At 57.0% G+C, this 22436-nt stretch carries 18 protein-coding genes and 1 pseudogene; 10 read left to right on the top strand and 9 right to left on the bottom strand.

Features of this window, described 5'->3' with window-relative positions; all coding sequences use genetic code 11:
• Positions 1–121: 121 nt before the first annotated feature.
• Entirely contained in the window at positions 122–577 is a 456-nt protein-coding gene (locus tag EE36_RS00825) for a MarR family winged helix-turn-helix transcriptional regulator (RefSeq protein WP_005848523.1), read from the top strand.
• A gap of 17 nt (positions 578–594) precedes the next feature.
• Here the strand turns inward: EE36_RS00825 and EE36_RS00820 are convergent, their stop codons facing one another.
• The gene (locus tag EE36_RS00820) at positions 595–1380 is read right to left on the bottom strand and encodes an IclR family transcriptional regulator (RefSeq protein WP_005848521.1); all 786 of its coding nucleotides are present in this window, start codon (positions 1378–1380) and stop codon (positions 595–597) included.
• Between the two features lie 119 nt (positions 1381–1499).
• Between EE36_RS00820 and EE36_RS00815 the strand changes: the two genes are divergently transcribed.
• The 4 genes from EE36_RS00815 to EE36_RS00800 all read left to right on the top strand — a co-directional run bounded on the left by EE36_RS00815 (position 1500) and on the right by EE36_RS00800 (position 7932).
• Entirely contained in the window at positions 1500–3359 is a 1860-nt protein-coding gene (locus EE36_RS00815) for a TRAP transporter fused permease subunit (protein WP_005848520.1), read from the top strand.
• 19 nt (positions 3360–3378) lie between these two features.
• A complete protein-coding gene (locus EE36_RS00810; protein WP_005848518.1) occupies positions 3379–4410 on the top strand; it encodes a TAXI family TRAP transporter solute-binding subunit in 1032 nt (343 codons plus the stop codon).
• Positions 4411–4485: 75 nt separating this feature from the next.
• Positions 4486–6114 carry an alkaline phosphatase family protein gene (locus tag EE36_RS00805; protein ID WP_039911192.1) on the top strand — a complete coding sequence of 543 codons (1629 nt, stop codon included), beginning with the start codon at positions 4486–4488 and terminating at the stop codon, positions 6112–6114.
• A gap of 51 nt (positions 6115–6165) precedes the next feature.
• Positions 6166–7932 carry a SulP family inorganic anion transporter gene (locus EE36_RS00800; protein ID WP_005848514.1) on the top strand — a complete coding sequence of 589 codons (1767 nt, stop codon included), beginning with the start codon at positions 6166–6168 and terminating at the stop codon, positions 7930–7932.
• A gap of 123 nt (positions 7933–8055) precedes the next feature.
• Here EE36_RS00800 and EE36_RS00795 read toward each other — a convergent pair whose 3' ends face one another.
• The 7 genes from EE36_RS00795 to EE36_RS00765 form a co-directional block, all read right to left on the bottom strand.
• The gene (locus EE36_RS00795) at positions 8056–9366 is read right to left on the bottom strand and encodes a TRAP transporter large permease (protein WP_005848512.1); all 1311 of its coding nucleotides are present in this window, start codon (positions 9364–9366) and stop codon (positions 8056–8058) included.
• Positions 9359–9925, bottom strand: coding sequence for a TRAP transporter small permease (locus tag EE36_RS00790; RefSeq protein WP_005848511.1), 567 nt, complete (start codon positions 9923–9925; stop codon positions 9359–9361). Before EE36_RS00790 ends, EE36_RS00795 begins: the two co-directional genes overlap by 8 nt.
• Before the next feature lie 111 nt (positions 9926–10036).
• Positions 10037–11146 carry a TRAP transporter substrate-binding protein gene (locus EE36_RS00785; protein ID WP_005848509.1) on the bottom strand — a complete coding sequence of 370 codons (1110 nt, stop codon included), beginning with the start codon at positions 11144–11146 and terminating at the stop codon, positions 10037–10039.
• Positions 11147–11522: 376 nt separating this feature from the next.
• Positions 11523–12827: an oxygenase MpaB family protein gene (locus EE36_RS00780; RefSeq protein ID WP_005848507.1), complete on the bottom strand. Its 1305-nt coding sequence runs from the start codon at positions 12825–12827 to the stop codon at positions 11523–11525.
• Between the two features lie 125 nt (positions 12828–12952).
• Positions 12953–13825 carry an SDR family NAD(P)-dependent oxidoreductase gene (locus tag EE36_RS00775; RefSeq protein WP_005848505.1) on the bottom strand — a complete coding sequence of 291 codons (873 nt, stop codon included), beginning with the start codon at positions 13823–13825 and terminating at the stop codon, positions 12953–12955.
• A gap of 2 nt (positions 13826–13827) precedes the next feature.
• Positions 13828–14595, bottom strand: coding sequence for a crotonase/enoyl-CoA hydratase family protein (locus tag EE36_RS00770; protein WP_005848503.1), 768 nt, complete (start codon positions 14593–14595; stop codon positions 13828–13830).
• A 61-nt stretch (positions 14596–14656) separates the two neighbouring features.
• The gene (locus tag EE36_RS00765) at positions 14657–16189 is read right to left on the bottom strand and encodes an AMP-binding protein (protein WP_005848502.1); all 1533 of its coding nucleotides are present in this window, start codon (positions 16187–16189) and stop codon (positions 14657–14659) included.
• Between the two features lie 307 nt (positions 16190–16496).
• On the opposite strand from EE36_RS00765, the gene EE36_RS00760 reads away from it, so the two are divergent.
• From EE36_RS00760 to EE36_RS00750, 3 genes are all read left to right on the top strand, one after another.
• On the top strand, positions 16497–17114 hold the full coding sequence (locus EE36_RS00760; protein ID WP_005848500.1) for a TetR/AcrR family transcriptional regulator: 618 nt from the start codon (positions 16497–16499) through the stop codon (positions 17112–17114).
• Positions 17115–17232: 118 nt separating this feature from the next.
• Complete coding sequence (locus EE36_RS00755; RefSeq protein ID WP_005848498.1) at positions 17233–17640, top strand: Zn-ribbon domain-containing OB-fold protein; 408 nt, start codon at positions 17233–17235, stop codon at positions 17638–17640.
• A gap of 10 nt (positions 17641–17650) precedes the next feature.
• The gene (locus tag EE36_RS00750; RefSeq protein WP_005848494.1) at positions 17651–18790 is read left to right on the top strand and encodes a thiolase family protein; all 1140 of its coding nucleotides are present in this window, start codon (positions 17651–17653) and stop codon (positions 18788–18790) included.
• A gap of 33 nt (positions 18791–18823) precedes the next feature.
• On the opposite strand, the gene EE36_RS00745 is transcribed toward EE36_RS00750, so the two are convergent.
• Entirely contained in the window at positions 18824–19888 is a 1065-nt protein-coding gene (locus tag EE36_RS00745; RefSeq protein WP_005848492.1) for an MBL fold metallo-hydrolase, read from the bottom strand.
• 378 nt (positions 19889–20266) lie between these two features.
• Here EE36_RS00745 and EE36_RS00740 point away from each other — a divergent pair, with 378 nt between their 5' ends.
• Positions 20267–21259 carry an IS30 family transposase gene (locus EE36_RS00740; RefSeq protein WP_005848490.1) on the top strand — a complete coding sequence of 331 codons (993 nt, stop codon included), beginning with the start codon at positions 20267–20269 and terminating at the stop codon, positions 21257–21259.
• 97 nt (positions 21260–21356) lie between these two features.
• Positions 21357–22367 (top strand): annotated as a pseudogene (locus EE36_RS00735) (IS30 family transposase).
• Positions 22368–22436: the final 69 nt, after the last annotated feature.

The following is a 22436-nucleotide window of genomic DNA, read 5'->3' as shown; positions in this document are numbered from 1 at the left end:
TGGGCTAGAAAACCGATCAGATCCGCCCTATGAGAATCGTTGCACTTGCAACGAATAGGCTGCTGTGGGACACTCCGTCAAGAACATTTCATTTGCAACGATCTAGGAAGGGCGGGCGCATATGGCATCAGATGACTTCAGTCTGTCGGTTTTTTTGCCCTACAGACTGTCTGTATTGGCTGCCCAGATGAGCAAGAAGCTGTCGAAGGTTTACGGGGAGCCTTACGGTCTCTCCACGCCGGAATGGCGGGTGCTGGCGCATGTGGCGCATCGCGAGAAGATGTCGGTGCGCGAGATCCATGATAGTGTCTCGCTCGACAAGCCGAGCGTCAGTCGGGCCGTGTCAAAGCTTGAGAAAGCCGACCTTCTTGCCAAGTCGACCAGCGACCGGGATCATCGTTTGGTTGAGATCGAAGTGACCGACAGGGGGCTAGAGGTTTTTCAACAGATCGTGCCTGAGGCTTTGGCCTTTGAAGCGGCGGTACTGGAAGCCTTTAGTGCGCAAGAGCGCCTGCAACTGGACGACCTGCTAGCCCGATTGCAAGGTGTTTTGGACGGGCAGACGGGCAAAGCCTAAACAGTCGATCAACGAAATTAGCCGATGTGGGCGGCGTAGAGCTCACCGATCTCCCGTGCCGTGGCGGTCAGTTTTTCCAGATGCGCTTTGGCGACAGAGGCGACGCTGTGCTGCTCGGCCAGCCAAATGAGGCTGACTGCGCCGACGATGTGACCCCGAGAGCTGATGGCGACCGCTATCGCGCTTGGGATGCCACCGTAGTCTACCGCACGCCCCCAATAGCCGTCCTCTCTTGTGGCGAAACCCTGCACGCGCACTTCGCGCAATTTGGCTGGCAGCGCCAGAGCCGCGACGCGATCCCTACCGGTGGTATGGACTGCCAAACGGGCGGTGTATTCAGCTTCTTGCGCGGGGTCTAACGCGGCAAGAAATGCACATCCCAAGGCAGACCGAAAAGGCGAGGGTCTGTAGCCGATGCAGTCGGGGAAAACGCCATGCTCTGAGAAGGTCCGCGTCGTATCGACGATCTCGACCCGCCCGTTGCCGATGGGTGCGGCAAGGTCCACGCCAAGTCCGGTTGCCTCGGAAAGCGCGAGGATCGCATAGGCACCGGCTTCGACCAGAGCATCTATCGAATCGGGGTGTGCGTTGACCCGCGGAAATCGGGAGCCAACCCTGTAGCGGCTGTCACTTCTGCTTTGGCTAAGCCAGCGCTGTTGGACCAAAGTGGCGCAGATTCGCAGGATCGTCGGTTTAGGCAATCCAGTCCGTTCAGCCAGAAAGGCCAGGGAACAAACGCCATTGCTGGAGATAACTTCAAGAATGTTGAGCCCGCGTTCGACGGACCGATTTAATTTTGTCATAGCGTTCCACCTAGTGAAATGGGTGTTGGACCGTCAACCCTCTACTGTCTAATTCTTGTGCGGTCGCGTTGTGGTCGAGGAGGACCATGCCGGGCTGCATTTGGAGGAGATGAGGACCGATGCAAAATGTGCTTTCGAAAACTGTGACCGGATTGAATCTGGCACTATCGGCTTTGATCATCGCCGTCGTCTTTTACGTGTCCGTGTTTGGCGTTTTCAGCGAGTCGTATCTGCGCGTGGGGATGTTGTTGGTCGGGGGGCTATTGATCCTGCTAACCCAAATGGAAAATCCACTCGTCGCGGTGGGGAAACCTCTGGCACTGGTCACTGCGGTGTTGCTGGGAGTTTCTGTTTTTCAGTATTTTCGCGCAGCGGCAGAGATTGAAACCGGGCTCTATTTCCTCACTTCCACCGACATCTGGCTCGGCACCTTAGGACTGATTGCGGTGATCGAGCTCACCCGCCGATCTGTCGGTATGGTCATGGCGAGCGTCGCGGCTTTTGTGCTTCTTTACGGTGCATTCGGACAATATGCGCCGGGTTTCATGCGCCATGCGGGCATGACGTCTGAGGAGTTGATCCAGGTTCTGTGGTATTCCTTTGACGGTGTTTTTGGCCGCCCTATGGCGACAGTGGTCTCGACCATCCTGATCTTTATCATCTTCGGCGCATTTCTCGAATTTCTCACGATCGACCGTGTGCTTGTGAAGCTGGCTCTCGCGGCTACAGGGCGTATTCGTTCGGGTCCGGCAGCGGCGGCGACCATTGCCAGCGGATTGTTCGGCACGATTTCCGGCAGCGCGGTAGCCAATGTTGTCGGCACGGGTGTCATCACGATACCGCTGATCAAAAAACGCGGATTCAAAGCTCATTTTGCTGGCGCGGTTGAGGCCGCTGCCTCGAGCGGGGGGCAGATAACCCCACCGATTATGGGGGCCGTGGCCTTCATCATGGCCGATGTCACCGGCGAGCCCTATCTGACCATTTGTGCTGCCGCCGCGGTTCCGGCGATCCTGTATTACGCGGGTTTGTTCATGTCGACGTCAAGTGCGGCACGGGACATGGACCTAGACGTTTCCGTACAGCCAAAGCTTAGCTTCGTCTGGCGTGAACTTGCGCAGATTATCGTCTTCATGATTTCGCTGACGGCTATCGTCGTTGCCATGGTCGGCGGCTCTTCCCCGGCCTATGCGGGTTTTATCGGCGTGGCCTTTGCCGTCGTGCTTGGGTTCGCGATCAAGCCTGGCTTGCTGACCGACGTGTCTTCTTGGGTCAGGTTCATTCGCGCGGCGGGGCTGATCTCGGCCCAGTTGGTGGTGATCGTGGGCGCGGTTGGTATCATCATCGGGATCTTGAACCTGACGGGGGTCGGGCTGCGGTTCGCGTCGCTCGTGGCAAGCTATGCCGATGGGCAACTGGCTGTATCCTTGGTGCTCATGGCGGTCGCCTGTTTGCTCTTGGGTATGGGGATGCCCACGGTGCCTGCCTATCTGATCATCGTGCTGGTCATGGGGCCTGCGCTGCAACGACTTGGGGTGCCGATCATTCATACGCATATGTTCGTGCTGTATTTCGGCGTGCTCTCTGCGGTGACGCCGCCTGTCGCCCTCGCGGCCTTTGCGGCCGCACCCATCGCCGGAGCCGGCGCGATGCGCACAGCCATTGAAGCCTCACGTTTGGCGCTGCCCGGTTTCGTGATCCCTTTTGCCTTTATCTATCAACCGGCCATGCTGCTTGGTACCGGATATCCGCTGGCGGAATCCGCGCAGTCAATCCTGTTTGTGACGCTCGCCGTGCTGCATATCTCGCGGGCTTGCTACCCCGCGAAAGGCAAGCTGCGCTACGCACCGGTGGGCCTTGGCATTGCCTTTGCGCTTTTGTTTTTCGGACCGCTGGTGTCGTGGATTGCTGTGGCAGCCACCGTGGCACTTTGGTCGGCCGTTCGGTTCGGGTCATTCCTGACACCCGAAGTTTCTTAATACAGAGGAGGACTAACCAATGACCAATTCAACATTCTCGCGCCGTGGCTTTCTCGGCACCGCTGCAGGTGCTGCTGCACTCGCCACTATGCCGAGCGGGGCTTTTGCAAAAGACATCCTGCGCATGTCGACCCTCGGGCCGGGCACCAGCCCGAACCTCGTAATGACGACTTTCGCGAATATCGTGAACGGCGCGTTGTCCGACTATGAAATCCAGCTGAATGCCACGGGTGCAGCCACGCGCCATGTGCTGGAAGTGGCGATGGGGCGCAGCGACTTCTGCATGTCTTCGCCCGTCATCCACTCGCTGATGCGCCGTCAGGCGGCCATGTATGAGAAGATCGAACAGGCGCCTGAACTGGTCAACAATCTGCGCACCGTGCTGAACTTCCCGATGGGGGTCTATCACATCGCGGTTTACGACTCCTCAGGCATCACGTCGATGGATCAGATCGCCGGCAAGCGCATCTTCCTTGGCCCCCCCGGCGGCGCTGCCTACACCACCATGGCACGTCTGTTCAAAGCCGTGGCCGGGCTGGAAGAGGGCGCCGACTACGAAGCCGTCAAACTTGGCTGGGATGCGGCAGCGGCGGCCTTCCAAGATGGCAACCTCGATGTCTACTGTAACCCCACCAACGCCCCTAGCCCCGCGCTGACCCAGATCGCGGTGACCAACAAGATCCGTTTCCTTGGTATCCCTACGGATACGCTGGAGTCTGAAGGCGTTCAGGCGCTCGTGGGCCGCCCCGGCTTCAGCGCCGCGACACTGCCTGCAGGCATCTACGGTGACAATCAGGTGAACGATGAAGACGTCACGACATTGGGCGTCACCGTTGGGATCGTCACCAACAAGGACGCCGATGAAGAGATGGTCTATCAGATGACCAAGGCCTTTTACGAAGGTGTCAAAGAGGCGGGCGAAAGCGCGCCTTGGTTGCGGGCGATCACGCCAGAGGGGGCGGTGCAAGACATCAACCTGCCACTGCACCCCGGTGCTTTGCGTGCATTGACCGAAATGGGTGTCGAAATCCCCGATGCGGCGAAAGCCTAAAACCAGTGGCCGGGGCTCAAGCAGTTCCGGCCACCCCAACCAACGCCTGAATACTTCTCGAACCCGGACATCTTCATGACAAAAAATGTACTCTTCATCATGTGTGATCAACTGCGATGGGATTACCTGTCCTGTGCGGGGCATCCGGGGCTTGATACGCCGCATATCGACGCTTTGGCCAAACGCGGTGTGCGGTTTGACCGCGCCTATGTGCAATCCACGATCTGCGGCCCTTCGCGCATGTCTTTTTACACGGGCCGCTACGTCAGCTCGCATGGGTCGACGTGGAATAACGTGCCCTTGAAAGTGGGCGAAATGACCTTGGGCGACCACTTGCGCCCTCTGGGCGTGCGCACGGCGCTTTGCGGCAAGACGCATATGAGCGCCGATGCGGAAGGGATGAAACGCCTCGGTCTGGCACCGGACAGTACCATCGGCGCTTTGGTATCTGAGTGTGGCTTCGAGCCTTACGAGCGCGATGACGGGCTGCATCCAAGCACGGCCTATGGCAAGCGCAACAAAGCCTATGACAACTATATGAAAGAGCGGGGCTGGGAGGAAGAAAACCCGTGGGACAGCGTCGCCAACAGTGGCGAAGATGAAGACGGCAACATCCTGAGCGGCTGGTTCCTCGACAATTCTGACCTGAAGGCCCGTGCGTCGGACGAAGAAAGCGAAACCCCATACATCACCCGCCGCGCGATGGATTTCATTCAGGAAGCGGGCGACACACCGTGGTGCCTACACCTGAGCTATATCAAGCCGCATTGGCCCTATATCGTGCCTGCACCCTATCACGACATGTACCCGCCCGAGACCCATCAGCCGGTGCTGCGCAGCGCGGGCGAAATGACGGACCCGCATCCCGTCTTCGGCGCTTTCATGGAAGAACGCGTCTCCAAAGCTTTTACCAATGACGTTACCCGCACCAAGGTGATCGGGGCCTATATGGGGTTGATCAAACAGATCGACGACCAGATGGGCGAGTTGATGGCGTTTCTGGATGCCAAGGGGCTGACCGAAGAGACGATGATCGTCTTTACCTCGGATCACGGCGATTATCTGGGGGATCACTGGCTTGGCGAGAAAGAGCTGTTCCACGATCCTTCGGCCCGTATTCCGCTAATTGTAGTCGACCCCAGCAAAGAGGCAGACGCCACACGCGGCACGGTTTCGAATGCGCTGATCGAGGCGATTGATGTGGTGCCGACCATTCTTGATTATTTCGGCGGTGCCGCTGTCCCGCATATTATCGAGGGCAAGTCCCTGCGCCCGCTCATGCAGGGCAAGGAGGACCGGCTGCGTGATTTTGTCATCTCCGAATACGACTACTCTTTCAGGCAGGCACGGCGCCGTCTGGGCGTCAGCGTTGCCGAAGCGAAGCTGACGATGCTTTTCGATGGGCGATGGAAATACGTTTTTGCCGAAGGCTTCCGCCCGATGTTGTTCGATTTGCAGGCTGATCCGGATGAGTTCAACGATCTGGGCAGCGATCCGCACTACGTGGAAGAATGTGAACGGCTGCAAAAGCTGTTCTTCCAGTGGACCCGCCGCATCAGCCAGCGCACCACAATGTCCGATGCCGAGATTGAACGGCGCGGTGCTGACCTAAACGAAGCGCGGGCGGGTGTGCTGATCGGCTTTCCAACGGAGGCCGACCTTGAAGCTGCCTTTGCAGCAGCAGGTGCCAAACCGAAGGGTTAACCCTTCCTCGAGCTGAAAGCAGAACCTGAGACGCAGGTTCGGGAGAAGCATATGCATCACCGGCTGACCGCGTTGTTCTTGGCGCTTAGTCCGGCGCGACCGTGGTTCAAACAGGTTGATCGTAGCACAGTCAGGGCTGATGCCGTGGCCGGTCTTTCGAATGCGGCGGTGGTGTTGCCGCAGGGGGTGGCCTTTGCCATCATCGCGGGTCTGCCGCCTGAATTTGGGCTGTTCACCGCTGTCGTCGTGTCATTGATTGCCGGCATCTGGGGATCGTCGATGATCATGGTGTCGGGGCCGACCACGGCGATCTCGGCGGTTGTGTTCGGCTCGATGTCACAGTTCGCGGTCCCGGGCTCTGACGACTATATCGCGATGGTGCTGTCCCTGACGCTGATGGTGGGGGTGATCCAGATTGTCGCGGGCGTGTTTAAGCTTGGCGGCTTGATCTCCTTTATCTCGCATTCGGTTCTGATCGGGTTCACAGCGGCCGCGGCGTTTTTGATCGCGGCCAGCCAATTGAACGGTGCGCTTGGCTTGGCCAAGGGGGCGGGCGGTGGTGTGTTTGAGCGGCTTTACCACGCGGCGGAAAACATCGGCGGGGCGAATGCCACCGCAATGCTCATCTCAGCCGCGACGATCCTCACCCTCGTGCTTTTGTCCCGGGTCAGCAAGAAAATGCCTGCGTATATCATCGCTTTGGCCGTAGGGACCGCGGTCGCGTGGGTGCTGGATGCGCCCGCGCAAGGGGTTGCGATGTTCTCTCCGCTTCGCTCTATCGTGCCCTCCTTCGGCGCGCCCGTAATATCTTTTGATCTCGTGACGGAGCTGTTGCCCGTCGCGGCGACCGTTGCTTTTGTCGGCTTGCTCGAAGCGATCTCCATCGGGCGTTCTTTTGCCCTGCGGCGGGATGAGCCTTACAACTCCAGCCAAGAGATGGTGGGGCAGGGGCTGTCCAATGCGGTAGGGGCATTCTTTCAGTGCTACGCGGGGTCGGGGTCTTTCACACGGTCGGGGCTGAATGCGGATGCGGGTGCGCAAACCCCGCTGTCAACGATCTTTGCGGCAGGGTTCTTGGTGATCCTGCTTTTCGTGCTTGCCCCCTATCTTGAATATGTTCCAGTTCCCGCGATGGCGGGGGTTATCCTCTTCGTTTCCTACCGGCTCATCAACTTTCACGAGATCCGCCATATCCTGACCTCGAACAAGAGGGAGACAGCGATCTTGGCGGCAACCTTTCTGACCGGCATTTTTACCGAGTTGGACCTTGCCATTGTTATCGGCGTCATCACGTCGCTTTGCGTCTTTCTTTACGATAGCGCCCATCCCATCGTCGCGGTCGGCTCTCCGACAGAGATTAACGGAAGACGGGTGTTCAAAAACGCGGCCAACTATGGGCTGCCAGAATGCCCGCAGATTTCTGTTATCCGGGTGGATGGTCCGTTGTTCTTTGCCTCGGTCGAGAATGTGGAACAGCAATTCAGGCAGGTGGAAGAACGAAGCCCGGTCCCGAAAACGAAGCTTATGGGTTTGAAAGGTCTTTGGAAAATTGACCTGTCGGGCGCGGGTCTGCTGTTGAAAGAGATCAGACGCGCGCGCCGGGCGGGCGCTGATTTCCACATCTTTACCACCAACGCACCCGCATTACGGATCATGCGGCAGTTGCATGTATTCGACGAGCTTGGCGAAGATAACATGCACAACAACAAGGGCGAGGCGATTGCCGCTGCGGTCAAAGCTGCGGATGACGACATTTGCCGCGGCTGTGAACTAAGGATATTCATGGAATGTGCGTCAAAACCCGGTCCTGAAAAATAGCGCGCCTATATCGCCGGGAGCTTTGCTGCTTGGACGTTGGTATTGGCGGGTGACTTACCAAGCGCGAGGAACCGATAGCGAGTTTTGGGGTGACTAAAACCGATTATTCCAGCCCCTTTTGGTTCATTGACCCATGTAGTTAGGCAACCATAGAGACAATGCTGGGTAGGCAACCAAAAGTACCATGATGAATACCTCGCAGGCGAGGAACCAGCTTACGCCGCTGAACACAGTTGACAACGGTACGCTATCCCCCGCGACCTGTTTGACCACATAGACGTTGATCCCGACTGGCGGCGTCAGCAGCCCGATCTCGATCATCTTGACGACGATCACGCCGATCCAGATCAGGTTGAGATCGGCTGCCTCGAACGCGGGCAAGAATATCGGAAGCGTCACCAGCATCACGCCGATGGGGTCAAGGAACATGCCCAACAGCAGGAATACGATGGCCATGGCAATGACCAGCTGAATGGGTCCGAGGCCGAGATCGGACACCACTTCCGCGATAAATGTAGGTATACCGGCAATCGCCAGAAAGCGCGTCAGGATCACGGCACCGATGGCGAGGAAGAACAGCGAAGCGGTTGTGTTCATCGTGTCATCCATGCTTCGCCACAGGACTGCCCAGGTTAGCTTGCCTTTGGCTGCCCCGATGACGAAAGCCATCACGGCGCCAACCGCGCCTGCTTCGGTCGGTGTGGCGATGCCGGAGTAGATGGAGCCGATGACGCTCAGAACCAGAACCGGCATCGGCCAGACGGCGGCCAGCGCCTGCATCTTTTCTTTCAGGGTGACGTGCTCAGTCATTTTCGGTGCAAGTCCGGGTGACTTTATGCAACGCAGAATGATCATCAGCGTATAAATTGCGCCCGTCATGATCCCAGGAATAAGGCCTGCGATCAGCAGTTTACCGACAGACTCGCCCGTGAACCAGCCGTAGAGAACAAAGGCAATCGACGGGGGAATGAGCGCGCCTAGCGTGCCGGACGCCGCGACGGTGCCGGTGGCGAGGCCTTTGTCATAGCCATACTTCAACATTTCCGGGATCGCCAACCGTCCGACAGCAGCCGAGGTCGCGACCGAAGATCCAGAGGCTGCGGCAAAGCCCGCCGCAGTGAAGTTCGTGGCGACCGCTAGGCCGCCGGGCAGCTTGTTCAGCCACAGTCGCGCGGCGGAATACAGGCTTTGAGTAAGGCCGGTCTGGAACGCCGCCGCCCCCATGAGCAGGAACATCGGTACGGCAGAAAGCTCCCACGACGACGCAAAGCTGTGTGGCAGGGAGCCGAGCATATTGAGCGCCGCATTCCATCCTCGGACAAGGATGATGCCGACGAACGAAACGCCGCCCAGAACGAACGCGATCGGGACACGCAGTGCGAGCAGGATGAGTATGGCGACAAGAGCGCCGCCGCCGATGGCCAGATCAGTCATGGTTAATTCCTGCAGAATGTTTGGTATCGCCCTGTTTCGACATTTCACGGGCGATGGGTGAACGCCCGGTCAGTACGACGAACACGTGAGACACGGCGAGCAGGGCAAGCCACAAGATCATGAGGCCAATCCCCAGCGGAAAGAACCAGCGGGCGGGCCAGACCGGCAAGTGGACGGTGGCGGCCTCCCAATACTCGCCGCGTCCGGTCATTTTGATGGCTTGGGCAATCGCGGGGTCCAGCATGTAAATTCCGTAGATGATCCCAAATACACAGCCAAAAAGCTTGATCGCGGCAAGGGGGCGCCCTGCCATGCCTTGGGTGAATAGTTCGACCTCAAGGTGCGCTTCGGTGCGCGTCACATTGCCAAGGGGCAGGAAGCAAATGGCGGGCATGAAATATGCCGCGACAAGCTCCAGCGTCATGGGGACGGGCGCGTTGAACAGGTATTTGAGGACGACGTCGGACGCCACAAGGAGCATCATTGCGCCTACGAGAAGGGCTGCAAAAATCGCGGGAATTCTCGCAACCCAATTTGCAAAGTGAACCAACTTGGCCATGCTGCTTTGATCCTTGAAATATGCGTCGATTGTATGAGGGGGGCACCTGCACCCCGGCACGTCAAAAACCACGGGCAACCATAATGGCTGCCCGCCGTTCTCTTGGGAGGATCAGTTCGGCAGTTTGGAATAAATCTCTGTGCGCAGCGCCTCTTCATAAGCGGCTTGATCCATGCCGATATCAGCTACGATGGCGCTCCACTTTTCCACCAGTGCTTCAAAGTCGGTGGTGACCCGCTCCGCAACTTTGACACCTGTGCCTTCGGCCGTGGTGATGGCAGCGGCGAAGGTAGCACTTCGGAACTCGGTGATCTGTGCCTTAAATTCCTCATCGGGTTCATAAATTTTCAGACCATTTGCTTTGGCGGCTTCGATGGCCTGGTCCGCGTCGGACAAGCCTTCAAAGTTGATCTGTGCTACGAAGGCCGGAAGCTCATCAATGAACGCGGCCCGCTGAGCTTCGGAAAAGTCATTCCATACGTCGAGGTTAAACAGAATGTTGCCCGAACTGATGTAGTCGTTAATCGGCTCGTTAATCATCGACTTCACAAATTCGCCGAGCTTGTATTCATCCAGCCAGGCAGCCGATCCTGTGCTGCAATCGGCTTGGCCGCGCTGCATGGCCTCATACATTTCTGCTGTGGTCACCGACACAGACACCGCGCCCATTTGCTGCATCAGGTTGGCAACATTGCCGACAGCGCGCACTTTTTTTCCCGCCAAATCTGCGGTCGAAGTTACTTCTGGCTTGCACATGAGATAGTAGGGCGCGGTCGCCGTTGTCGCCAGCAGCTTGACGTTGTTATCTTCATAGTCGGCAGAACATTCCGGACATTTAAGCAATTGCTGTTCTGTCACGGCAGCCGAATAGGCGAGCATATCGGCGTTGGATGACACCAGCCGACCAAAGTCCGAGAACATTGAAGCCGTTGGAATGCTCGACCGCGGGTAGGCGTCGACGATCCCGCCCGCGTCTACGGTTTGGCTGCCAATAGTGTCCAACATTTCTACCGGCCCTCCCATGGCACCGGCCCAGAACGTCTCGAACGTAAGCTCTCCGCCGGTTGCTTCGGATACGCGGTCGAAATAGGCGACAGTCGCGTCCCTTATCGACCCCGCGGCGGGCAGGAAATGTGCATAGGTGATTTCACGCGCGGACGCGATGCTCGTGCTAAGCGCGAGCGTGGCGGCGGTGATGGCAATGGTTTTCTTCAGGTGCATAACGATCCTCCTTCGTTGTATTTGCCCCCCGCCCTGATGAAATCACGGCGTTGGTGGTGTCGCTCCAAAACCGCTGACGCGGGTCATGGGCAGTCACTCTTTCTGATGTCTTCCTCCGTGTCGCCTCGAACCACCTAACCTCCCAGTGATCCGCGGAACTCCCTCAAAAACTTTAGTAGTTGCTTGTTATAAAGCAAGTAAATTCTTGTGTTCGCAATTTTTCTTGGCAGGTTCGCATGGGTATGCAGCAAGTCGCTGTTATTATTTGATATTACTGAATGGTGGTTGGCACTTCCGACCCTTGCAGCGCTGTTAGCTTGCGCAGATCGTCGGGGCACCTTGTGTTGAACGCGGCGCTACATCCCGTCATACACGCTTAGAATTTCGATTGGGGCCGGTAGACCAAGTCTGCTTCGCCAAGCTGGCGTTTCACCCAATTCCGGCGTTGTTCCGTCATGCGGCGATCCAGCCTATCTGCGTAGGACGTGCTTCGTTTGCGCCGCGTATCCTGAATGAACGTTTTTGGCGCATGGCCAAGGAAGTAGACCAGCGTCCAGAACTTTGAATTCGGAACATTCAGCAATGCGCGAGATTCCGGCGGCACGAACATCATCAGATGCGCGATGTTCACTTTATGCTCGGCCCATCGTTTCACTTTGACCCAACCACGAAGATCTTCTGGGGGCGTGAAGCTGTCGATATAGGATTGTCCCAAGCGTATGCCATCGTCATCGTCGGTTTTCACGCTAATACAGCTGAGATGGAATAGGGCGTTCACGGAATCTTCAATTGTTTCAGGGAATTTGCAGAACTCCTGATATCCTATGATGTAGGTGACATAGCGCCAGAAGTGGTTCATGTCCTCAATCTCGGCGTCCGTGGTGCGATAGCCCAATGCGCGGGTGAACAGCCCCATTCCAGGTGAGCCAAGCATGGGCGCGGCCAAAAGGCCCAATTGGCTGATCGGCATGCCAAGTTCTTTTTCATTCCAACGATCGCTGCCGTATACAGCACGCCGGATCAGGGTATGCAGCAACCGAATACGTAGAGCTACTTTCCAACCCTCACCGTGCAGGCGCATGCCACCTTCTTCGGAGACTTGAAGCCAAAAGTTGCAGGTAAGCAGAAAACGTTTGAATGCGGTCTGATCGCTGTATTGCCCCGTCGACATCAGCGTGCGGCTGATATTGGGCGACCGATAGCCGTCGATGGAAATGGTACCGGCAAACTGATAGGCAAACACGCCAAACCTGCGGAATACCTTGGAACCGCGTTCCAGTTTTTCCCAATCCAGCCATTCAGGGTCTTCGGAAACCTGCTTCCAGATCTCAACCAGTTCCTCGGGCGGATTTTCTACGGCGTCGATGCCACCTTCCAGAAACTTGGCGGTGATTTCATGAGGATTGCGCCCACTTCGGCGGATCGACAGCACGGCCTTGTCCGACAGGGGATCACCGACCCAATTCATCATTGCCAGTTTTTTTGCGTATTCCGGGTCATACACCGGCTCCACGCCCGACAACTTTGTCAGCATTTTCTTTGTGTGGGCGGTTCCGGGTCTGCGTCCCGGATCGTCCAGATTTGTGCAAGCAGGCGCGAAGTCATAGCGACCATCGAGGCCCTGCATTCTTGCGTCGATTTCCAACTCGGATTGAAGGTCTTTTTCCTGCATGAGTTTCATGGTGGAATTCCTTAAGCTATACTGACAGAGCTCGACTCGGCTACTTGAGACTGAACATTGAGACAGCGTAGCGATCACGACATTTTCGCTAGGAGAGCGATGCCCTTACCGCTGCGCAGGAAGCATCAGGACATTCCTCCGCCCGAACCGCCGCTTGCCGACATCACCTGGCCAGTGACGTAGTCAGACAGGGGCGAGCACAGGAAATAAACAAGGCCCGCGGCCTCGTCGATGTGACCGGCGCGGCCCAGCGGGATCTGCTTGATCTCGCGCGGCTTGTAGATGTCTCCGGTTTCCGTTTCGTGGTCGATGCCCATGGCTTGCAATGTCTTGACTGGAACGCCCAGGCTCACCTCTTCGCCACCGACCTTGATCTGGTTCTGTTCGCTTTGTGGCAGGCCGAGACGGGTCTGGATCACGCCGAATGCCGCAGAGTTCACGCAGATCTTGCGCGGCCCCCATTCCTTGGCGAGCGATTTGGTCAGCCCGATCATCCCGGCTTTTGCGGCAGAGTAGTTGGAGGCGCCGATGTTGCCGAATGACGCGGCAAGCGAGGATACGTTCACGACCTTGCGCATGACTTCGCGGCCTGCCTTGGCATCTTCGGTGGCGGCAGCGAACATGACGGGTGCCGCGGCCTGAAGTACCCGGAAGGGGACTGTCATGTGGATGTCGAGCATGGCCTGCCATTGCTTTTCAGACATTTTATGGAACATTGCGTCCCAATGGTATCCAGCGTTGTTGACCACGATATCCACGCCGCCGAATGCATCGACTGCGGTGTCGATCAGCGCTTTCGGCACCTCGGGGTCCAGCAGATCGCCGACAAGCGCCTTGGCGCTCGATCCCAATTCCTGTTCCACCTTCGCGGAAGCTTCACCATCGACATCGGCGAACACGACCTTGGCACCGTTCCCTGCCAGTATTTTCGTGATTGCATAGCCGATGCCCTGTGCGCCGCCGGTAACAACCGCAATTTTTCCTTCAAGCGAGTTCATGGTCATTTTCCTTTCCAGACGGGGTCACGTTTTTCAGCAAAGGCAGCGAGGCCTTCTTTGAGGTCGTCAGAGGCTAGAACCGGCTTGATGATCTCTTCCTGAATGCGCCAGCCGTCTTCATCGCGCCATTGCTCCGTGGCGGAACGGTGAGCGATCTCTTTGGACGCCACTGTGGCAAGCGGTCCGTTGCGCACGACAAGGGCCGCGTATTCCATCGCCCCTTCAAGGGTTTTGCCCGGTTCCACCAGTTTGTTGACATAGCCAAAGCTGTGCATGTCTTCGGCGGAACGCGGCTCGGCGGTGATGATCATCTCCATCGCGATGTTGTGGGGTATGCGATGGGGCAGGCGGAAGCAGCCTCCGCCAATCGCGACCAGCCCGCGTTTGGCTTCGGCCAAACCGAACACCGCGCTGGTCGATGCCACGACGATGTCGCAGCACAGCGTCAATTCCATGCCGCCGGCCAGCGCCTGGCCCTCAACCGCTGCGACAAGGGGCTTCTTTGGCGGGCGGCCCATGATGCCGAAGCCGCCGCGCCCCTTAGTGACCGAGCGTTCCCCCTTTGCCGCCGCGATCAAATCCTGACCCGCCGAGAAGGTTGGCCCGTTTGCCTGAATGATGGCACAGCGCAGCTCGATATCGTTCTCGTAGTGGTCGATGGTCGCCTCCAGTTCCTCGGACATGGCGAGGTTGAAAGCATTGCGGGCGTCGGGCCGGTCCAGCGTGATGATCAGGACATGACCATCGGTTTCAGTCTTGATATAACTCATTGTTGCACCTTGTTTTTCTCCAGCCCGAAAGCTGTCCCTTGTGATGTCGAACAGGGAAACATCATTCCGCCAGCATCGCGCGGACGGCCTTGCGATCCGGTTTTCCGATAGCCGTCAGCGGGATCGCGTCGACGACATGGATGGCCTTGGGGGCATAGATCGGGCCCTTTTTGTCTTTGACAAAACTCGACAAGGCGGCGCTGTCGATGGTGCATCCTTCGCGCTGCACGACAACGGCAGTAACGGCTTCGCCCCATTTGTCATGCGGCACGCCCACGACGGCAACGTTGGCAACATCCGGGTGGCTCGAGAGTGTATCTTCAACCTCACGCGGATAGACGTTGAAGCCGCCTGAAATGATCATGTCTTTCTTGCGGTCGACCAGATAGAGGTATCCTTCGTCATCCTCGCGCGCCATATCGCCGGTGTGCAGCCAGCCCGAGCGGAGCGTTTCGGCGGTCTCTTCAGGGCGCTTCCAATATCCGTCCATCACCATCGGGCTGCGAATACACAGCTCGCCTACCTCGCCGCGTGCGACAGGTTGATCATCCTCATCAAGGATCGCGGTCTGCACGGCTGCAGTCGGGTGTCCGCAAGACGCCAGCAGTTCGGGTCGCGCCGGGTCGTGGTCTTCGCGCCGCAGGATGGTGATCTGCAACGGCACCTCGGTTTGCGCGTACCCCTGCATAAAGACAGAGCCAAAGAACTTGAGCGCCTGTTCAAGGCGGGACGGCGATATCGGCGAGGCACCGTAGATTATCAGCTCTAGCGATGACATCTTTTCGACGACAACATCTGGATGGTCAAGAAGCGCATAGATCATCGTCGGCACGACAAATGTCGCGGTGATCTTGTGCTCAAGAATGGTGTCCTGGAATCCTGTCGGCGTAAATCCGTTCGCCATGACAACCATGCCGCCCTTCAGCAGGACAGGAAGCACCAACAGGCCGGCCGCATGAGAAATGGGAGCAACGATCAGCATCCTCGTTTCCGCGGGCCATTCGTATTCGCCCAAGACAGTTTGAACGCTATTCACAAAGGACGGATGACGGTGGATGACCCCTTTCGGCATACCGGTGGTGCCGCCCGTATAAACCACGCAGACGATCTGCGATGGATCTAGTGTCGGGGACAGATCTCCGGGCGTTTGCTGATCGGCGAGGGCACTGATGTCGGTATGCCCCTCCGAAGGCCCTAAGGTTGCGATCTTGCACGCTTTTGAAAGCGGTTCGATACGCGCGGCATAGGCCGTCGGCTCAACGATGAGCATGTCGATTTCAGCGTCGCCGACGATGAACAGATGGTCATCAAGGCTGCCCATCGGGTGTAGCGCGGTGTACCGCACCCCCATGCATATCGCCGCAGCCATAACGCTGTAGGCTTCAATTGTATTGGTTACTAGCAGCCCCACGGCATCGCCGTTCTTGAGGCCAAGTGCGGCAAATGCTGACTTATACTGTGAAATCCTTGCGCCCAACTGGCGGTAGGTCAGCTTGCTTTTGCCATCGACGATCGCGGGACGGTCGCCAAATCGGCGTATCGCGCGGTCAAACAACTCGCCCATTGTGCAGGTCGAGCTTCCAAGTGTGCTCATCGCAAATCCTCCATTGCGCTGGTCAGCTGACACGATCCTCCCTGTGCCCCGCTAATTAGCTTGCTGACTATCAAGCAAGTTTATTGTGGCGAATTCTAATCCGTCAAGTAGTATCATTGGTGGTAGAAGAATTTGTGATGCTTCGGCATATATCAGTGATGACCAATCTTGTCGGTCATTTGCTGGACCACCAACAAACTATTACATACAATGTATATGGCGCTTCTTTAATAGGGGGCATGCAGCCCGTACCGATATGGGCAGTAGCTCTCATCTGGGCCTACACAGACAAAAATTGGACAGACTGATGCCGGCAGACGTGACACCCAAGAAACGCAGAACTCAAGTCGAACGGCGAGAGAAAGCTGAGGCTAAGCTGATAGGGGCAGCGACGGATCTCGTCGCGAGGAAGGGTTTCGATGGCTTTTCTCTTGCCGAGGTTGGCGATCTGGCGGGATTTAGCCGCGGGCTTCCGGGCCATTACTTCGGTTCAAAGATTGAGCTTCAGAATCGTGTAGCGGAATATGTCGTTTCGGAATTCTACAAGGACGCGGCTGAATTGCCGGTGCGCGAACGGGGGATTCAGCGGATAAACGACCTCATCCGGCATTATATCAAAGTGTCCAAGCTCGAACGGGTTAAGGCACTCACCTTCCTGTTCACGCAGGCACAGATCGAAGAGAGCCTGAAGAAAACAATGACGCGCCTGCACAATCAGGCAATCTCGACGCTCAAACAGGAAATCGAGATCGGTATCGAAAGCGGAAACATCCGCAGTGATGTTGACCCATTGCTACAGGCCGGTGTCATTTACGCATTCTTGCGGGGTCAATTGGCGTTTGCCGTGCTGGATACCAATTACGAAACCGTTCCGCTGGGAGAGGCTTTCATCTCCAATCTCAAACAGTCCATTGCGGCCAAGTAATCTATAACCTGTCATGGCGCGCCAAGATCGCAGCAGTGAGATCTATACAACTATAAACTTGTCAAACAACAAGCAAATTTATAGTCTCCTTCAGACGATATGGCGTAGGGGAGACACCATGACCGAAGAAGTGCACGAGTTGTTTCAAGCAGGGGGGACGGAACAACTGCCGGATAACCCGGCGTTGATCGGCGGAGTCTGCAAAGAGTGCGGATATGTGTTTTTTCCGATGCAGAATTATGGCTGCGAGAAATGCGGCTCGACGGAACTAAGCCCAAAAACGCTCACGGGGCGCGGTACTTTGATTGCTTCCGCCTTTGTGCATATGCCTGTCGGCACCCCGCGCGATACGCCTTTTCTGGTCGGTTCGATCCAGACAGAGGATGGCGCGATCCTGCGGTCTGTTCTGGAGGCCCCTGATGACGCCATGCTGATACCGGGAATGACCATGATCACGAAACTCGTTCCGGAAACGCGCCCGAACCACGGACCGCAAGACCTTCGTTTCACACCGGTTGAAGATTGAGGATCAGCGCATGGCCAAACTTATCAGCGATCTTCGCCCCGTTTACGTTGTCGGCATCGGCTTTCACCCGTACCAGCGCAGCAGCGATACCAGCTATGTCCAGCTCGGTCTGACCGCCGTTCGCGAAGCGCTTTCAGACGCCGGCGTGACGTGGGAGGACGTCGAGTCGTCCTATGTGGCGCATGCCCTTCTGGGCATGGCGGTTGGTCGCCCGATGCTGCGCCATCTCGGCGATAGCGGCCGCCCCATCGTACACATCGAAAACGCTTCCGCCTCCGGGTCGGCTGCGGTACGGCACGCCTGTATGGAAGTTGCCTCTGGCATCAGCGACGTCGTCCTGGCGGTCGGCGTTGACAAGCGGGAGCGCCCCGAAGTCTATCGCGCCAGCACCGGGCTGCCGGATCTGGCAGAGGACAGTATCCTTCCCTTCACCCACTTTGCTCTGCTGACGGATGAGTATGCGCACAAACATGGCGTAACCCCCGAAGACATGGCGCTTGTCGCCGTGAAAAACCACGCGAACGGCGCGAAAAACGTCAATGCCCAACGTCAGAAGGTCCGCACGATCGAAGAGGTGATGAGCCGACCGATTTCGGGCTCAATCACCGCCTTGCAATGCACCCCAATCGGTGAGGGCGGCGCGGCGGTCATTCTTGCTTCTGAGGAGGGTATCAAGCGGTTGGGTCTGGATATGGGCCGCGCCGTGCGGATTGCTTCCTCCGCTGCGGGCAGCGAACGGGCGGGCAACAATCTGAACCCCGACACCGCGCTCACTGCTGATATCATGCGCCTTGCGGTAGCTCAGGCCCAGATCGCGGCCACGGATCTGGATGTGCTGGAAGTGCACGATGCCTTTTCAGTCGAAGAGCTACTCTATGCCGAGGCCATCGACATCTGCAAACCGGGCCACTACGTGCCGATGCTAAAAGAAGGCGCATGGGATATTGGCGGGCGCTGTGCTGTCAGCCCCTCAGGCGGATTGCTGGCGATGGGCCATCCCGTGGGCCCAACTGGGATCGGGCAGGTGGGCGAAATTACCCGGCAGCTTCGCGGCGAGGCGGGAGCGCGCCAGCACAAGAACGCCAAGACCGGACTGGCCCATATGGTGGGGGTCGGCGCCGTTTGCTACGCGCATGTCCTGATGAAATAGAACGCATGAAGCACGTAAGGTGATCGGGCGATTTCAAATCGCCCGCCACCACGCGACACCTTGAGCATCGATGTCGCGCGTGGCCTGACCGCGCGTACGTAGGCAGTGGAGATTGGCCAATGCCTCGCCAGCGGCAAGACCGTAAATGCTTTCCGTCACTTCGCGGTTAAAGAGAACGGTGAACAGGTCGACGACGCGCTTGGGCTCACGGATCTCCGCGAGCGCATTTTTCAGGTCTTGTTCATGGCCTTCGATCAGCGTGTCGATGCGTGCATGCAATCCGCGATATGGATCGCCATGTGATGGCAGCACCAACACGTCATCCGGGATCTCAGACTTGATGCGCGCCAGACTACCGAGCCAATTGGTCATCGGGTCCGCTTCGGGATTACGCGCGCGAACCGATACGTTGGGCGTGATCTTCGGCAACACCTGATCGCCTGCGATGAACAGTTTTCGTTTCTCGTTATAAAGACAGGCGTGTTCTGGCGAATGGCCGGAGCCTATGACGACCCGCCAATCGTCTCCTCCCAACGTCAGAATGTCACCTGCTGCAATCCGTCCAAACGTCTCCGGCGGAGTGCAGACAAGCCCGCTATAGGATCGTTGAAGATCCATATTTGCCTCGATCAAAGCATCACTGCCACCGGCTGCTTGAAAGAATGCTGCTTGGCGCGCGTCACGCTCCGGCGACATGCCCTTGGCCAATGCAACCAGCTCTTTCTCTTCCTCGGAGGTGATCAACACAGGCACGTCGCACCGTCGGCTTATCCACCCGGCCAACCCCCCGTGGTCAGGGTGTCCATGGGTGAGAACCAAACGGCCCACGGCGTGTCTCTGAATGGTGGAATTAAAGATTTTTTCCCAAGCCGCAACGGTTTCCGGAGAGTCGATGCCCGTATCGATGATATCCCACAATCCATCATGTCTGAACAGCCAGATGTTGACCGACACCAGCCCACCACCAACCGGCATACGTGCCCAAAGCAGGTTATCATTCACCTCAACAGTAGAGCCATCGCCGATGAGCGGGGCATCTCCTGCAAATGGATATTGGAGAACATTTTTGACCGCGGCTGAGGCTACTTCGCAAACCATCTCGACTCGTCCTAAACTGCGTAATCAAACCAGAAATACACACTTGTTTGCTACTCATCAAGCAAGGCAATGACCCGAGGTCCCCTTGTGGATCCTTTATTGACGTGGGCCTCGAAACCGCTTGATAGGGGACATTGGCAATTGTCACACCAGAAAGGTAGCTGCCTCGACCGAGGTGGAGGTAACTCAGTTATCCTGAGACGTATATTTACCTCAAATTCCGGTGATCTTTCGTCGGAGAATATTCAGTATAACATAGGCTTCCAAGGCTAAATTGTAACATAACCCTAATTATCAGTTCACGTATTGTAAACGGGCACATTCTAAACTGGGTTGCGAAATTTCCTCTATCTTGCTGGAAAGCAAGGAGAATGGAAGATGGCGCATAAAGAGCTTAACCTGCGTGAACGACGCGCGATAGAAGACATGTTGAACGCCAAGATTGCTGTGCGCGAGATTGCAGCAGAGATCGGCAGGCATGTTTCCACGGTGTATCGCGAGATCAAGCGCAATCACTATTTCGACAAAGAGTTGCCGGAACTGAACGGATACTACGGCGTGGTTGCTCAAAAAGCGGCGACCGAAAGACGTGCGCGGCGGCGCAAACTGGTGCGCCTTGTCGGCTTGAGAAAAGCCGTAATCAAGCAGCTCAAGGAAGGTTGGTCACCAGAGCAGATCGCGGGCCGATTGCAATATGAAGGCCAAACAACCCGCGTAAGTCATGAAACGATCTACGCCTATGTTTACGGCCCAGATGGTCAATCTGCAGAACTCGCACGCTACCTGCCCAACCGCCGGAAAAAACGGCGTCCGCATCACGCGCGCAGGCCACGAGGCCTTGTGTTCCCGCCGGATCGCTCAATTCACGAACGCCCTGACTACGTTGATAGCCGCGAGACTTTCGGCGAGTGGGAAGGCGATTTGATGATATTCGAACGCGCTCAGGGCAAGATGAACGTTGCCTCACTGGTCGAGCGGAAGACCCGCTTTGCTGTCCTGTTCCGCAACAACGACCGCAGCACCACGCATCTGATGAACCGCTTGATGGGTGTGATGGAACCCCTACCCCAACCGGCGCGCAAGTCGATCACCTTTGACCGTGGGATCGAGTTCAGGAATTGGCGTAAGTTGAAGCCTGGTATCGGCACAGAGGCCTGGTTTTGTGATCCACAGGCTCCGTGGCAAAAGGGTTCCGTCGAGAACTTGAACAAACGTGCACGCCGCTACCTACCACGGGATGCGCCCGTGGCCGCGCTCTCAAATCGAGATATGAAGTCGATTTGTGACCGCTTGAACGGCACCCCCAGAAAGTGCCTGGGATGGAAAACGCCGACTGAAGCCTTCAGGGAAGAACTGATGAAACTGAGATAGCGGAAAACGTTGCAACGACACTTGAGAATCCACAGGTGGATTCACAAACGAAGCGCAAATTCTTCACGAATACAGTGGGTTGCATGGAGTATAAAGAATGGGATGTTACTACTGTCACCTGAAGCTGAACGAACGACGCAAGCTTGCAAAGTGGCTGGAAACTAAAATGCCGATTTCAGAGATTGCGGATCGCCTGGGCCGCGATCCCTCCACGATCTACTGAGACATCAAGCGCAATCGGTACACTGACAATGAGATACCGGAACTGGATGGATACCACGCGCTTGTCGCTCAGGACAAATACGAGGCGCGCCGCGCGATCCATCGCAAGATGATCGTTTACCCTGAACTGAAGGAAGCCATTGAAGACCGATTGAAGGCTGGCTGGTCACCCGAACAGATTGCGGGCCGCATGCGGTTGGAGCGCCATCCGATCCGGGTCAGTCACGAGACGATCTATCGGTTCGCCTATTCCAAAGATGGTCGCGATGAACAGTTCTATCGCCATCTTCCCGAACATCGCAGACGCCGCAGGCCGCGTGGTTACCGCAGGCACAACCGGACTCACATCTTCGACAGGCAGAGCCTGTCCTACAGGCCTGAGAGCATCTCAGAGCGTGTCGATTTCGGCCACTGGGAATGCGATCTGATGATGTTCCGCAAGGAGCATGGAAAGGTCAACGTGACATCTCTGGTCGAACGGGTGAGCCGGTATGCTGTCGTCATGCGCAACGAGGATCGCCAGTCCAAACCGATCATGGAGGCGCTGATCCAGGGCCTGGCTCCCCTGCCCGCCGATGCGCGCCAGTCTATTACGTTTGATCACGGCACTGAATTCTTGGCCTGGAAGCATCTCAAGGCCGGTCTGGGTGCGGCTCCGTGGTTCTGTGACCAGCAAGCGCCCTATCAGAAAGGCACTGTTGAGATTACGAACAACAGGTTGAGGAATTACCTGCCCAGATCAACCGCACCGACGGCTCTGACATATCGATATTTGAAGTCGATTTGCCAGCGCCTCAACGCAACGCCGCGCAAGTGCCTAGACTACTGGACGCCCGCTGAGGTCTTTGAAAGCAGGCTGATGGAAATCAGGAACCGATTGGAATAACATTGCAAATCAGAAATTGCGCTTCAATGTGAGTCCACACTACATCATCGCTCTACGAAACAATAAGGT

The sequence above is a fragment of the Sulfitobacter sp. EE-36 genome (assembly GCF_000152605.1).
Lineage (GTDB): Bacteria > Pseudomonadota > Alphaproteobacteria > Rhodobacterales > Rhodobacteraceae > Sulfitobacter > Sulfitobacter pontiacus.
This window is presented reverse-complemented; position numbering and strand designations above follow the sequence as displayed.

Coding starts and splice junctions, on each gene's coding strand:
- EE36_RS00745 (WP_005848492.1), bottom strand. CDS start 19,888: ATGGTTTGCGAAGTAGCCTCAGCCGCGGTCAAAAATGTTCTCCAATAT.
- EE36_RS00820 (WP_005848521.1), bottom strand. CDS start 1,380: ATGACAAAATTAAATCGGTCCGTCGAACGCGGGCTCAACATTCTTGAA.
- EE36_RS00815 (WP_005848520.1), top strand. CDS start 1,500: ATGCAAAATGTGCTTTCGAAAACTGTGACCGGATTGAATCTGGCACTA.
- EE36_RS00740 (WP_005848490.1), top strand. CDS start 20,267: ATGGCGCATAAAGAGCTTAACCTGCGTGAACGACGCGCGATAGAAGAC.
- EE36_RS00780 (WP_005848507.1), bottom strand. CDS start 12,827: ATGAAACTCATGCAGGAAAAAGACCTTCAATCCGAGTTGGAAATCGAC.
- EE36_RS00790 (WP_005848511.1), bottom strand. CDS start 9,925: ATGGCCAAGTTGGTTCACTTTGCAAATTGGGTTGCGAGAATTCCCGCG.
- EE36_RS00750 (WP_005848494.1), top strand. CDS start 17,651: ATGGCCAAACTTATCAGCGATCTTCGCCCCGTTTACGTTGTCGGCATC.
- EE36_RS00760 (WP_005848500.1), top strand. CDS start 16,497: ATGCCGGCAGACGTGACACCCAAGAAACGCAGAACTCAAGTCGAACGG.
- EE36_RS00785 (WP_005848509.1), bottom strand. CDS start 11,146: ATGCACCTGAAGAAAACCATTGCCATCACCGCCGCCACGCTCGCGCTT.
- EE36_RS00805 (WP_039911192.1), top strand. CDS start 4,486: ATGACAAAAAATGTACTCTTCATCATGTGTGATCAACTGCGATGGGAT.
- EE36_RS00795 (WP_005848512.1), bottom strand. CDS start 9,366: ATGACTGATCTGGCCATCGGCGGCGGCGCTCTTGTCGCCATACTCATC.
- EE36_RS00775 (WP_005848505.1), bottom strand. CDS start 13,825: ATGAACTCGCTTGAAGGAAAAATTGCGGTTGTTACCGGCGGCGCACAG.
- EE36_RS00765 (WP_005848502.1), bottom strand. CDS start 16,189: ATGAGCACACTTGGAAGCTCGACCTGCACAATGGGCGAGTTGTTTGAC.
- EE36_RS00755 (WP_005848498.1), top strand. CDS start 17,233: ATGACCGAAGAAGTGCACGAGTTGTTTCAAGCAGGGGGGACGGAACAA.
- EE36_RS00770 (WP_005848503.1), bottom strand. CDS start 14,595: ATGAGTTATATCAAGACTGAAACCGATGGTCATGTCCTGATCATCACG.
- EE36_RS00825 (WP_005848523.1), top strand. CDS start 122: ATGGCATCAGATGACTTCAGTCTGTCGGTTTTTTTGCCCTACAGACTG.
- EE36_RS00800 (WP_005848514.1), top strand. CDS start 6,166: ATGCATCACCGGCTGACCGCGTTGTTCTTGGCGCTTAGTCCGGCGCGA.
- EE36_RS00810 (WP_005848518.1), top strand. CDS start 3,379: ATGACCAATTCAACATTCTCGCGCCGTGGCTTTCTCGGCACCGCTGCA.